At 75.1% G+C, this 15,044-nt stretch carries 1 protein-coding gene (cut by a window edge); it reads left to right on the forward strand.

The window, feature by feature from the left end; translation table 11 throughout:
* Positions 1 to 15,044, forward strand: partial view of a type I polyketide synthase gene (locus tag ACZ4S3_RS11000; RefSeq protein WP_467930302.1) — the 5' portion only. Its footprint extends 13,531 nt past the window's final position; only the first 15,044 of its 28,575 coding nucleotides appear in the window; its start codon is at positions 1 to 3; the stop codon falls past the right edge of the window.

Consider the following 15,044-nt stretch of genomic DNA (forward strand, 5'->3'; position numbering starts at 1 on the left):
ATGGACCAGGAACAGAAACTCCGCGACTACCTGAAGCGGGCCGGTGCCGATCTGCGGCGCTCCCGGCAGCGGGTGGGCGAGCTGGAGGCGGCTGCCCGCGAGCCGATCGCGATCGTGGGCATGAGCTGCCGCTTCCCGGGAGGCGTGAGCAGCCCCGAGGAGCTCTGGTCCCTGCTCGCCGCCGACGGGGACGGCATCACGGCGTCCCCCGCCGACCGCGGCTGGGAGCTGCTGGCCGAGGACGCGGGGGAGTTCTCCGGCGGATTCCTCCACGACGCGGCCGAGTTCGACGCCTCCTTCTTCGGAATATCCCCCCGCGAGGCACTCGCCATGGACCCGCAGCAGCGACTGCTGCTGGAGTCCTCCTGGGAAGCCTTCGAGCGGGCCGGCATCGACCCGGCGGCGGTCCGGGGCTCCCGGACGGGCATGTTCGTCGGGGCGATGCCCCAGGAATACCGGGTGGGCCCGGACGACGACGTCCAGGGCTTCGCCCTGACGGGCACCACCACCAGCGTCATCTCGGGCCGGCTCGCGTACTTCTTCGGGGCTGTGGGCCCGGCGGTCACCATCGACACCGCCTGCTCGTCCTCCCTCGTGGCCCTGCACCTGGCCGCCCACTCGCTGCGCCAGGGCGAGTGCTCCCTGGCGCTGGCCGCCGGCGTCACCGTGATGTCCAGCCCCACCACCTTCGTGGAGTTCAGCCGCCAGGGCGGGCTCTCCGCCGACGGGCGCTGCCGCTCCTTCGCCGACTCCGCGGGCGGCACCGGCTGGGCCGAGGGCGTGGGCGTCCTGGTCCTGGAACGCCTCTCGGAGGCCCAACGCAACGGCCACGAGATCCTGGCCGTCATCCGGGGCTCCGCCGTCAACCAGGACGGCGCTTCCAACGGCCTGACCGCACCCAACGGCCCCTCGCAGCAACGGGTGATCGAGCAGGCGCTGGTCAGCGCGCGGCTCTCGGCCGACGAGGTCGACGTCGTCGAGGCGCACGGCACCGGCACCACCCTGGGCGACCCGGTCGAGGCCCAGGCGCTGCTGGCGACCTACGGCCAGGGCCGCGACGCCGACCACCCGCTGCTGCTGGGCTCCGTCAAGTCGAACCTCGGCCACACCCAGGCGGCGGCCGGCGTGGCCGGCGTCATCAAGATGGTGCTGGCCATGCGGCACGGCCTGCTCCCGCGCACGCTCCATGTGGACGCGCCGTCCTCGCACGTCGACTGGACGCAGGGGGCCGTGCGCCTGCTCACCGAGCAAGTCCCGTGGCCGCGGGGCGAACAGCCGCGCCGGGCCGGCGTCTCCTCGTTCGGGCTCAGCGGTACCAACGCGCACACGATCCTGGAGGAGGCCCCGGCCGCCCCGTCGCCCGAGGCCGGCCAGGGGGACCAGGAAGACACCGCACGGCCGGCCGCCGCCGAACCCGTGGCGGCGGGCGCCGTCCCGTGGCTCGTCTCCGGCCGCACCCGCGAGGCGCTGCGCGCCCAGGCGGCGCGGCTGCTCGAACACCTCACGTCCCGCCCCGATCTCGCGCCCGTGGACGTGGCCCGCTCCCTGGCCACGGCCCGCTCCGGCCTGGAGTACCGCGCCGCGTTCACCGCGGCCGACCTGGACCGGGCCCGCGCCGCCCTCACCGCGCTCGCCGACGGCGCGCCGGCGCCGGGACTGGTGCAGGACACCGCCCGGACGCGGTCCAAGCTCGCCTTCCTCTTCGCGGGCCAGGGCTCCCAGCGGCCGGGCATGGGGCGTGAACTGGCAGCCCGCTTCCCCGTCTTCGCCACCGTCCTCGACGAGGTCCTCACCCACCTCGACCAGGGTCTTGAACGGCCCCTGAAGGACGTGCTGTTCGCCGCCGAGGGCACGCCCGAGGCCGCCCTGCTCGACGAGACCGGCTACGCCCAGCCCGCGCTGTTCGCGGTCGAGGTGGCGCTGTACCGGCTCGCCGAGTCCTTCGGCATCAAGCCGGACTTCCTCGCCGGGCACTCCATCGGCGAGATCGCCGCGGCGCACGTGGCCGGGGTCTTCTCCGTGGCCGACGCCGCGGCCCTGGTGCTCGCCCGCGGCCGCCTCATGCAGGCGCTCCCCGAAGGCGGCACCATGGTCTCCCTCGAGGCCACCGAGGAGGAGGTCCGGCCCCTCCTGGAGGACCGGCAGGACCGCGTCTCCATCGCCGCGGTCAACGGGCCCGCCGCCGTCGTGGTCGCCGGTCGGGCCGACGACGTCACCGCCGTCGCCGAGCACTTCGCCGCGCTGGGCCGCAAGACCAAGCGGCTGCGCGTCTCGCACGCGTTCCACTCCCCGCTCATGGAGCCCATGCTGGAGGAGTTCCGCACCGCCGTCTCCCGGCTCACACCGCAGGCGCCCGTGATCCCGGTCGTCTCCGGCCTGACCGGCACCCTCGCCACGGTGGAGCAGCTGACCTCCCCCGACTACTGGGTGGACCACGCCCGTCACGCCGTACGGTTCGCCGACGCCCTCGCCTGGCTCGACGGCCACGGCGCCGCCACCTTCCTGGAACTGGGCCCCGACGGCGTCCTGTCCGCCATGGCCCAGACCTGCCTGGCCGCGGCCGGCACCGCCGACGGTGCCCCGGGCTCCGACGGCACCCCCGGCTCCGCAGACGGCGTGTCCGCCACGCTCGCCGTGCTGCGGCCTGGCCGCCCCGAGGCCGAGACGCTCACCGCCGCGCTGGCGGGTCTGCACACCCGCGGCGTGGCCGTCCAGTGGGAGCCCTACTTCCAGGGCACCGGCGCGCGGCGCACCGACCTGCCCACCTACGCCTTCCAGCGCCGCCGCTACTGGCCCAAGAGCGCTCCCGCGACGGGCGGTGACATGCGCGCCGCCGGCCTGGGCGCGGCGCACCACCCGCTGCTGACGGCGGCCGTGTCGGTCGCCAACTCCGACGGCCTGCTGCTGACCGGCCGGCTGTCGCGGCGCACCCACCCCTGGCTCGCCGACCACGCCGTGCGCGGCACGGTGCTGCTGCCGGGCACCGCCTTCCTGGAGCTGGCCGTGCGCGCCGGGGACGAGGCCGGCTGCGGTCGCGTGGAGGAACTCACCCTGGCCGCCCCGCTGGTGCTGCCCGAAGAGGGCGGCGTCCAAGTGCAGGTGTGGGTGGGCAGCCCCGACGAGTCGGGCCGCCGCGCCGTGAGCGTCCACTCCCGCCCCGACGGGCCGGAAGAGCTCCCCTGGACCCAGCACGCCGCCGGCACCCTCGTCGCCGGCGAGCACCACGCCGGCTTCGACGCCACCGCCTGGCCCCCCGCCGACGCGCGTCCCCTGGACCTCGACGGCTTCTACGACCGCATGGCCGACACCGGCTTCGGATACGGCCCCCTGTTCCAGGGGCTGCGCGCCGCCTGGCGCAGCGGCGACGACGTCTACGCCGAGGTGACCCTGCCTCAGGCGAACAGCTCCGACACGGCGTCCGGTGCGTCGTTCGGCATTCACCCGGCCCTGCTGGACGCCGCCCTGCACGCCGCGGCCTTCGCCGACCTGGGCGAGCACGCCCGCGGCGGCCTGCCCTTCTCGTGGCAGGACGTGACCTTGCACGCGAGCGGCGCGAGCACGGTCCGCGTGAAGCTGACCCCGGCCGAGGACGACGCGGTGGCGATCGCCGTCGCGGACACCAACGGCGCCCCCGTCGCCTCCATCGGCTCGCTGGTCCTGCGCACCATGCCCGACGAGCGGATCGGCGCCGCCAACTCCCTCGTCCGCGACGCCCTGTTCGAGCTGCGCTGGACCGAACCGCGCCAGGCCGCCCAGGCGGCGCCCGCCTCGGCCGCCGTCCTCGGCCCGGACCTCTTCGGCCTGGAGCGGGCCCTTTCGTCGCCGGACCTCACGGTCACGGCGCTGCCCGGCCCGGACGCCGCCACCAACGCCCCGGAGGTGGTCCTCGCCTCCGTCGCGGGTGCGGACGGTGACGCGGTCGTCACCTCCGTGCACGCCCGCACCGCCCACGTCCTTCAGCGCCTGCGGACCTGGCTGGAGGACGAGCGGTACGCCGCGTCCCGGCTGGTCTTCGTCACCCGTGGCGCGGTCGCCACCGACGCGCGGCAGGCGCCCGACCCGGTGGCCGCCGCCGTCTGGGGCCTGGTGCGGGCCGCGCAGAGCGAACACCCCGGCCGCTTCGGACTGCTGGACCTCGACCCCGCCTCCGCCGAGCCCGCCGCCCAGCCGGTGCTGCGGGCCCTGGCCCTGGACGAGCCGCAGGCCGCCGTCCGCGGCACCGCCGTGCGCACCGCGCGGCTCGCCCGCGCCCAGGCGCCGCAGGCCGCTGCGGAGTGGGACCCCGAGGGCACCGTGGTGCTCACCGGGGCCGCCGGCGGCCTGGGCCGGGTACTGGCCCGGCACCTGGTTGCCGAGCGCGGCGTACGGCACCTGCTGCTCGCCGGCCGCCGCGGCGCCGACGCCCCCGGCGCCAGGGAACTCGTGGCCGAACTGGCCGAGCACGGTGCCCAGGTGGCCATCACGGCATGCGACCTGGCCGACCGCGCGGCCGTGCAGCGGCTGCTGGCCGGTGTGCCCGCCGAGCACCCCGTCACCGCCGTCGTACACAGCGCCGGCACCCTCGACGACGGTGTGATCGAGTCGCTCACCCCCGAGCGGATCAGCGCGGTGCTGCGGCCCAAGGCCGACGCCGTCTGGCACCTCCACGAGGCCACCCGGGACCTGGACCTGGCCGCCTTCGTCGTCTTCTCCTCCCTCTCCGGCACCGTGGGCGCGGCGGGCCAGGGCAACTACGCCGCCGCCAACGCCTTCCTCGACGCGCTCGCCCAACTGCGCCGCGCCCAGGGCCTGCCGGGGCTCTCCCTGGCCTGGGGCCCGTGGGAGCCCACCGCCGGAATGACCGGCGGCCTGACGGACGAGGACCTCGAGCGCCTGGCCCGTATGGGCACGCCCGCGCTCACCGAGGAACAGGGCATCGCCCTCTTCGACGCGGCCACCGCCATGGACGCCGCCGTCCTGCTGCCGACCCGGCTCGACCTCTCCGTCCTGCGTGTCCAAGGTCTCCAGGGCGCAGTACCGCCGCTGTGGCGCGGCCTGATCCGCACCCCGGCCCGCCGCTCGGTGGTCTCGGGCTCGGAGGCCGCCGTCACCCTCGTACAGAAGTTGTCCCGGCTGGCGGAGACCGACCGCCGCGAGGTCGTGCTCGACCTCGTGGCCGGCCAAGTGGCCGCCGTACTCGGCCACGCCGGCACCGCCGACATCGACGCGCGGCGCCCGCTGCGGGACCTGGGCTTCGACTCGCTGACCGGCGTGGAACTGCGCAACCGGCTCAGCGCGGCCACCGGCCTGCGCACCGCCGCGACGGTCATCTTCGACTACCCGACGGTGGACGCTCTCGCCGCGCACCTCCTCGCCGAACTCATGGGCTCCGAAGCCGCCGCCGCGGCCGGCGCCCCCCGGGCCGCCGGCACCGCCGGCACCGCCATCAGCGAAGACCCCATCGTCATCGTCGGCATGAGCTGCCGCTACCCGGGTGGCGTCGCCTCGCCCGAGGACCTGTGGCGGCTGGTCAGCGAGGGCACCGACGCCATTTCGGGCCTGCCCACCGACCGCGGATGGGACCTGGACGCGCTCTACGACCCGGACCCGGACCGCACCGGCACCTCCTACTCCCGCTTCGGCGGATTCCTGCACACCGCCGCCGACTTCGACCCGGCCTTCTTCGGCATGAGCCCCCGCGAGGCCCTGGCCACCGACACCCAGCAGCGACTGCTCCTCGAAGCGTCCTGGGAGGCCATCGAGCGCGCGGGCATCGACCCGGTGTCCCTGGGCGGCAGCCAGACCGGCGTGTTCGCGGGCGTGATGTACAACGACTACGCCACGGTGCTCTCCGGCGGGCAGTTCGAGGGCCACCAGGGCAGCGGCACCGCCCCGAGCGTCGTCTCCGGGCGCGTCTCCTACACCCTGGGGCTCGAAGGCCCCGCCGTCACCGTCGACACGGCGTGCTCGTCCTCGCTGGTCGCCATGCACTGGGCGATGCAGGCGCTGCGCGCGGGGGAGTGCTCGCTCGCGCTGGCCGGCGGCGTCACGGTCATGTCGACGCCGGGTGCGCTCATCGAGTTCTCCCGGCAGCGCGGCCTGTCCCCGGACGGCCGCTGCAAGGCGTTCTCCGACAGCGCCGACGGCGTCGGCTGGTCCGAGGGCGTCGGCGTGCTCGTCCTGGAACGCCTCTCCGACGCCCGCCGTAACGGGCACCGGGTCCTGGCCGTGGTACGCGGCTCCGCCGTCAACCAGGACGGCGCCTCCAACGGCCTGACCGCCCCCAACGGCCCCTCCCAGCAGCGGGTGATCCGGCAGGCGCTGTCCGCCGCCGGCCTGTCCGCCACGGACATCGACGCGGTGGAGGGCCACGGCACCGGCACCACCCTCGGCGACCCCATCGAGGCCCAGGCCCTGCTCGCCGCCTACGGCCAGGACCGCGACCCGCAGAGCCCGCTGCTGCTGGGCTCCGTCAAGTCCAACGTCGGCCACACCCAGGCCGCGGCCGGCGTCGCCGGCGTCATCAAGATGGTCATGGCCATGCGCCACGGCGTGCTGCCCCGCACCCTGCACGCGGACGTGCCGTCCTCGCATGTGGAGTGGGGCTCCGGAGCGGTGCGTCTGCTGACCGAGGAGACGCCCTGGCCGCAGGCCGACCGGCCGCGCCGCGCCGCCGTCTCCTCCTTCGGCTTCAGCGGTACCAACGCCCACCTCATCGTCGAGGAGCCGCCGGCCGCCCCCGACCAGCGCGAACAGCCGGCGCTCACCCCGGCCGTCGTGCCCTGGACGCTGTCGGGCAAGAGCCGGGCGGCGCTGCGGGACCAGGCCGCCCGCCTGCGGTCCTTCCTCGACGAGCGCCCCGCCCTCGACCTGGCCGACGCCGCCCTCTCCCTCGCCACCACCCGCTCGGCCTTCGACCAGCGCGCCGTCGTCACCGGCGACCGCGACGAACTGCTGCGCGCACTGGCCGACCTGGCCGCCGACCGGCCCGGCTCCGCACTCACCGAGGGCGAGATCGGCGGCGCGGGCAAGCTGGCCGTGCTGTTCGCCGGGCAGGGCAGCCAGCGCCCCGGCGCGGGCCGTGAACTCGCCGCCCGCTTCCCCGCGTTCGCCCAGGCCCTCGACGAGGTGACCGCCGCCCTCGACGTGCACCTGGACCGTCCCCTCAAGGACGTCCTGCTCGCCCCGGAGGGCAGCCCCGAGGCGGCGCTGCTGGACCGCACCGAGTGGACCCAGCCCGCTCTGTTCGCCTTCGAGGTCGCGCTCTACCGGCTGCTGCGCACCTGGGGGATACGCCCCGACGTCCTGCTGGGCCACTCGGTCGGTGAGATCGCCGCCGCGCACGTCGCGGGCGTCCTCTCGCTCCCCGACGCGGCCCGTCTGGTCGCCGCGCGGGCACGGCTGATGCAGGCACTGCCCGCCGACGGCGCGATGATCTCCCTCGAAGCCACCGAGGACGAGGCCGCACCGTTGCTCGCCGGGCGCGAGCACGAGGTGTCCCTCGCCGCCGTCAACGGCCCCCGCGCCGTCGTCGTCGCCGGAGACCTGGCCGCGGCCGAGGAGATCGCCGCCCACTTCGCCGCACAGGGCCGCAAGACCAAGCGCCTGAAGGTCAGCCACGCCTTCCACTCGCCGCTCATGGAGCCCGCGCTCGACGGCCTGCGCGAGGTCGCCGCGCAGCTCACCTACGGCGCGCCGGAGGTGACCGTCATCTCCGGCCTCACCGGACGGCCCGCCACCGACGACGAACTGCGCTCGGCGGACTACTGGGTCGCACACGCGCGCGACGCCGTCCGCTTCGCCGACACCGTGCGCGCCGCGCAGACCTGCGGCGCCGGCACCTTCCTCGAACTCGGTCCCGACAGCGTGTTGTCGGCCCCGGCCCAGGACACCCTGGGCGATGACCCGGACGCGGACTTCGTCCCACTGCTGCGCGCCGGGCGCGGCGAGGAGCGCTGTGTGGCCACCGCGCTGGCCCGCCTGCACGTACGCGGCACGGCCGTCGACTGGCCCGCGTACTTCGCCGGCACCGGAGCACGCACGGTCGAGCTGCCCACCTACGCCTTCCAGCACGAGCGCTACTGGCCCGAACCGGCCCAGGTCCGCCTCGCGCAGGCCGCCGCCGACCCCGCGGACGCCGAGCTGTGGGGCGCCGTCGAACGCGGCGACGCCGCGGAGCTGGCCGCTCTCCTCGGGCTGCGCGACGAACAGCACGCCTCCCTGTACGCGCTGCTGCCCGCGCTGTCCTCCTGGCGCCAGCACCGGCACGAGAAGGCGCTGCTGGACTCCACCCGCTACCGCGTCGCCTGGCGCCCCGTGCAGGCGGCCGCCGCGCCCGTACTCGACGGCACCTGGCTGCTCGTCACCGCCGACAGCATCGACAGCGACGAGATCCTTGACGCGCTGCGTGGCCACGGCGCCCAGTTCGAGACCCTCGTACTGGACGATGCCTGCCGCGAACGCGCCGAACTCGCCGCCCGGCTCGACGCCGCAGGCGCGGCGACAGGCGCCTTCTCCGGCATCCTGTCCCTGCTCCCGCTCGCCGACCGGCCCGGCCACCGGCCCGGCGCCGAACCGTCGGCCGGGCTCGCACTCAGCCTCGTGCTGACCCAGGCGCTCACGGACACCCGGCTCGACGCCCCCCTGTGGACCTTGACCCGCGGCGCGGTCACCACCGGCCCGGCCGACCCGCTCACCAATCCCCTCCAGGCGGCGGTCTGGGGGCTGGGCCGGGTCGCCGCCCTGGAGCACCCGCAGCTGTGGAGCGGCCTGATCGACCTGCCGGCCACCCTCGACGCCCCCGCCACGCAGCATCTCGTCAGCGCGCTGGCAGCACAGGGCGGCGAGGACCAGATCGCCGTCCGCGGCACCGGAGCACTCGGCCGGCGCCTGGTGCGCCACCCACAGGCAGAACTGCCGCCCGCCGACGCGTTCACCGCGCGCGGCACCGTGCTCGTCACCGGCGGCACCGGAGCGCTCGGCGCCGAGGCCGCCCGCTGGCTCGCCCGCAGCGGCGCCGACCACCTCCTCCTCACCAGCCGCCGCGGCCCCGACGCCCCCGGGGCCGCTGAACTGGCCGCGGAAATCGAGGAGCTGGGTGCCAAGGTCACCGTCGCGGCCTGCGACACCGCCGACCGCGGCGCGCTCACCGCACTCCTGGCCTCCGTACCCCCGAAGCACCCGCTGACCGGCGTCGTGCACGCGGCCGGCGTCGGCCAGAACGCCCCCCTGACCGAAACCCCCCTGGACGCCGCCGCACAGGCGATGGCCGCCAAGATGCTCGGCGCGGCCCACCTCGACGCCCTCCTGGACGGCCACGACCTCGACTTCTTCGTCCTCGTCTCCTCGATCGCCGGAGTGTGGGGCAGCGCCGGGCAGAGCGCCTACGGCGCCGCCAACGCCTACCTCGACGCCCTCGCCGAGCAGCGGCGCGCCCGCGGCCTGCCCGCGACCTCGGTGGCCTGGGGACCCTGGGCCGAGGCAGGCATGGCCACTCACGAGGCCGTCACCGACCAGCTCCACAAGCGCGGACTGCGCTTCCTCGCGCCCGCGAGCGCCCTGGCCGAACTGCGTCGCGCACTCGTCCACGACGATGTCACGGTCACCGTCGCCGACATCGACTGGGAGCGCTACCACCCCGTCTTCACCTCCGCCCGCCCCAGCGTCCTGTTCGACGAACTGCCCGACGTCCAAGCCCTCGGACGCGCCGACGGCGACGCCGAGAGCGCCGCGCCTCAGTTCGCCGCACGCCTCAGCGGCCTGGACCGGGACGAGCAGGAGCGGCTGCTGGCCGACCTGGTGCGTGCCGAGGCGGCCATCGCCCTCGGCCACGACTCCGCGGACGCCATCGCGGAGCGGCGGGCCTTCCGCGACGCCGGCTTCGACTCACTCACCGCCGTGGAACTGCGCAAGCGGCTGGCCGCCCGCACCGGCCTGGCCCTGCCCGCCACCCTCGTCTTCGACCACCCGACCCCCGCCGTCCTCGCCCGCCACCTGCGCGAGGAACTCCTGGGCACCGGCGGCGATCCGACCGCGGCCGTGGCTGTGTCGTCATCGGGCCGCTTCGACGAGCCCATCGCCATCGTCGGCATGAGCTGCCGCTTCCCCGGCGGCGTCCGCTCCCCGCGGCAGCTGTGGGACCTGGTCAGCGAGGGCGTCGACGCCATCACCGACTTCCCCGTCAACCGCGGCTGGAACACCGGCCTCTACCACCCCGACCCGGACAACCCGGGCACGACGTACTCCACCCAGGGCGGATTCCTGCACGACGCGGGCGAGTTCGACGCCTCCTTCTTCGGCATCTCGCCGCGCGAGGCCCTGTCGATGGACCCCCAGCAGCGGCTGCTGCTGGAGACCACCTGGGAGGCGTTCGAGCAGGCCGGCATCGACCCCACCACCGTCCACGGCACCGCGACCGGGACCTTCATCGGCTCCACCTACCAGGAGTACGGACTCGGCGTCGAGGACAGCTCCGCCGGCCACCTGGTGACCGGCACCAGCCCCAGCGTGCTCTCCGGGCGCCTGGCCTACCTCTTCGGCCTCGAAGGTCCTGCGGTCACCGTCGACACCGCCTGCTCCTCGTCCCTGGTCGCCCTGCACCTGGCCTGCCAGTCACTGCGCAACGGCGAGAGCGCGCTGGCGCTGGCCGGCGGCGCGACCGTGATGACCAACCCCAACCCGTTCGTCGCCTTCAGCCGGCAGCGGGCCCTGGCCGGCGACGGCCGCTGCAAGGCGTTCTCCGACAGCGCCGACGGCATGACCCTCGCTGAAGGCGTCGGCGTCCTCGTCCTGGAGCGCCTCTCTGACGCCCAGCGCAACGGGCACGAGATCCTCGCCGTCGTACGCGGCTCGGCCATCAACCAGGACGGCGCCTCCAACGGCCTGTCCGCCCCCAACGGCCCCTCCCAGCAACGCGTCATCCGCCAGGCCCTGGCCAACTCGGGGCTGGCCCCGGCGGACATCGACGCCGTCGAGGCCCACGGCACCGGCACCGCCCTCGGCGACCCCATCGAGGCCCAGGCCCTGCTCGCCGCCTACGGCCAGGACCGCGACCCGCAGAGCCCGCTGCTGCTGGGCTCCGTCAAGTCCAACATCGGCCACACCCAGTCGGCGGCCGGCGTCGCCGGCGTCATCAAGATGGTCCTGGCCCTGCGCCACGGACAGCTGCCGCGCACCCTGCACGCCGACACCCCCTCCAGCCACGTCGACTGGGCCCCCGGCACCGTTTCCCTGCTGCACGAACCCGCCGACTGGCCCGAGGGCGAGCGCCCGCGCCGCTGCGCGGTCTCCTCCTTCGGCATCAGCGGGACCAACGCCCACACCGTCCTCGAAGAGGCCCCCCGCCCGCACGAGACAACCCCCGCGCGGGCGGTACCCCCGGCCGGCGGCGCCATCCCCTGGGTGCTGTCCGCCCGGACCCCGGGCGCGCTGCGCGCCCAGGCGGTCAACCTCGCCGCCCGCCTCGACGGCGAGCAGGCACCCGACGCCCTCGACGTCGGCCACACCCTGGTGGCCACGCGCACCCTCTTCGACCACCGCGCCGTCGTCGTCGGCACCGACGACCAGACCCGGCGCGCAGCCCTCGACGCCCTCGCCACCGGCGGCTCCGCACCCGGCGTCGTCCAAGGTGCGGCCGGCACCGACGGCAAGACCGTCTTCGTCTTCCCCGGCCAGGGCTCCCAGTGGATCGGCATGGGAGCGCGGCTCCTCGAGGAGTCCCCGGTCTTCGCCGAGCGCCTGACCGAATGCGCCACCGCCCTCTCGGAGTTCGTCGACTGGTCCCTGCTCGACGTGCTGCGCCAGGCCGAAGGCGCGCCGACCCTGGACCGCGTCGACGTCGTCCAGCCCGCCTCCTTCGCCGTCATGGTCTCCCTGGCCGCGCTGTGGACCTCCCACGGCATCACCCCCGACGCCGTGGTCGGCCACTCGCAGGGTGAGATCGCCGCGGCCGCCGTCGCCGGGGCGCTCTCCCTGGAGGACGCGGCCCGCGTCGTCGCGCTGCGCAGCCAGGCCATCGCCCGCGGGCTGGCCGGATCCGGCGGCATGCTGTCGGTCCCGCTGCCCGTCGCCGACGTCGAACAGCGCCTCGGCGCGTACGAGGGCCTGTCCGTCGCCGCCGTCAACGGGCCGCGGTCCGTCGTCGTCGCCGGCGCCACCGCGCCGATGGACGCCCTGGTCGCCGAGCTGACCGCCGAGGACATCCGCGCCAAGCGCATCGCCGTGGACTACGGCTCGCACTCCGCGCAGGTCGAGCTGCTGCGGGACGAACTCCACACCGTCCTCGCGCCCATCAGCCCGCGCCCCGCCCAGGTGCCCTTCTTCTCCACCGTCACCGGCGACTGGCTGGACACCACCGGCCTCGACGCCGACTACTGGTACACCAACCTCCGCCAGACCGTCCGCTTCGAACCCTCCATCCGTGAACTCCTCGCCCACAACCACCGCTTCTTCATCGAGGTCAGCTCCCACCCCGTCCTCTCCATGGCCATCCAGGAGACGGCCGAAGGGGCCGGCGGCCCGGCCGCCGTACTCGGCACGCTGCGGCGCGAGACCGGCGGCATGGACCGCTTCTTGACCTCGCTCGCCGAGGCGTTCGTCCGTGGCGCCGACGCCAACTGGACCGGAGTCTTCGCCGCCACCGGCGCCCGCCGGGTGCCGCTGCCCACGTACGCCTTCCAGCGCGAGCACCTGTGGGCGATCCCCGACCGGTCCCAGGACCGGCGCGAAGCGGACCCCGCGGACGCGGAGTTCTGGACGGCGGTCGAGGAGGAGGACGTCGACGCGCTCGCCTCCAGCCTGCGCCTGGACCGCACCTCCCTGGCCCCGGTCCTTCCGGCCCTCTCGCACTGGCACAAGCGCCGCCGCGACCTGTCCACCGTGGACTCCTGGCGCTACCGCGCCACCTGGAAGCCGCTGACCAGCCTGCCCACGGCGGCCCTGACAGGCACCTGGCTCGTCGTCGCCCCCGAAGGGGCCGATACCGACACCCTCACCGGTGTCCTCACCGCCCACGGCGCCGACCCGCGCACCCTCGTCCTGGACGACGCCTGCGCCGACCGCGCGACCCTGACCGCGCGCCTGACCGGCCTCGGCGACGCGGCGGACCTCACGGGCGTGGTGTCCCTGCTGGCCGAGGCCGAGGAGGGGAGCGCAACGCACCCGGCGCTCACCCGCGGACTCGCCCTGACCCTCGCGCTCGTCCAGGCACTCGGCGACGCCGGAATCGACGCACCCCTGTGGTGCCTGACCCAAGGAGCCGTCTCCACCGGCCGCGCGGACCGGCTGACCCACCCCGACCAGGCCCAGATCCTCGGCCTCGGCTGGACCGCCGCCCTCGAACACCCGCAGCGCTGGGGCGGCCTGGTCGACCTGCCCGAGCGGCTCGACCAGCGAGCCGGTGAGCGCCTGGCCGCCGTCCTGACCGGCCGCAGTGGCGAGGACCAACTCGCCCTGCGTGCCTCGGGTGTCCTCACCCGCCGCGTCGTACGCGCAGCCGGTGCCGTCCCCGCCCCGGCTCGCCCCTGGACGCCGCGGGGCACCACCCTCGTCACCGGCGGCACCGGCACCCTCGCCCCGCACCTGGCCCGCTGGCTCGCCCAGCAGGGCGCCGAGCACATCGTGCTCACCAGCCGCCGCGGCCCGGCGGCACCCGGCGCCGACGAACTCGTCCGGGAACTGGCCGAGTCGGGCTGCGAAGCCAGTGTCGTCGCCTGTGACCTGACCGACCGCGACGCGGTGGCCCAGATGCTCGCCGCGCTGGAGGCCGAGGGCCGCAGCGTACGCAATGTCGTGCACACCGCCGTCACCATCGAGCTGGCGGCGCTGGACGAGACGACTCCCGACGACTTCGCGAAGGTCATGGACGCCAAGGTCACCGGCGCCCGGCATCTGGACGAACTCCTCGGCGACGACCTCGACGCCTTCGTCCTGTACTCCTCCACCGCCGGCATGTGGGGAAGCGGCGCGCACGCCGCCTACGTCGCCGGCAACGCCTACCTGAACGCCCTGGCCGAAAACCGCCGCACCCGCGGCGCCCGTGCCACCGCCGTCTCCTGGGGCATCTGGGCCGACGACCTCAAGCTCGGCCGCGTCGACCCCGGCCAGATCCGCCGCAGCGGACTGGTCTTCATGGACCCCCAACTGGCCCTCACCGGCCTGCGGCAGGCCCTCGACGACGACGAGACGGTCCTGGCCATCGCGGACGTGGACTGGGAGCGCTACTACCCCGTCTTCACCGCCGCACGGCCCACCCCGCTCTTCGAAGACCTCCCCGAGATCCGGCAGTTGGAACAAGAGGGCACCGAAGGCTCGGACTCCCGCAGCGAGTTCGCCACCCGGCTCCTCGGGCTGGAAGCCGTTGAGCAGGACCGGCTTCTGCTGGACCTCGTCCGCACCGAGGCGGCCACCGCACTCGGCCACGCCTCACCCGAGGTCCTCTCCGAACAACGCGCCTTCCGCGACGTCGGCTTCGACTCGCTGACCGCCGTCGACCTGCGCAACCGCATCGCCGCCGTGACCGGGCTCGCCCTGCCGAGCACCATGGTCTTCGACTACCCCAACCCGCTCGCGCTCGTCGCCTTCCTCCGCGAGTCCATCGCCGGGTCCGCCACGGGCACCGCCGCCGCCACAACCACGACCACCGCCGTCGCCGACGACGAGCCCATCGCCATCATCGGCATGAGCTGCCGCTACCCCGGCGGCGTCGGCTCCCCGGAGGACCTGTGGCGCCTGGTCGCCGAAGGCGGCGACGCCATCAGCGAGTTCCCCGCCGACCGCGGCTGGGACACCGAGGGCCTGTACGACCCCGACCCGGACCGGGCGGGTCACACGTACTCGGTCCGCGGCGGATTCCTGCACGACGCCGCCGACTTCGACGCCTCCTTCTTCGGCATCTCGCCCCGAGAGGCCCTGGCCATGGACCCCCAGCAGCGCCTGCTGCTGGAGACCTCCTGGGAGGCGATGGAGCGCGCCGGGATCGACCCCGCCACCCTGCGCGGCAGCGGCACCGGCACGTTCATCGGCGCCAGCTACCAGGACTACGGAGCCTTCGGCGCGAGCCCGGACAG

It is taken from the genome of Streptomyces sp. NPDC028368 (assembly GCF_055565615.1).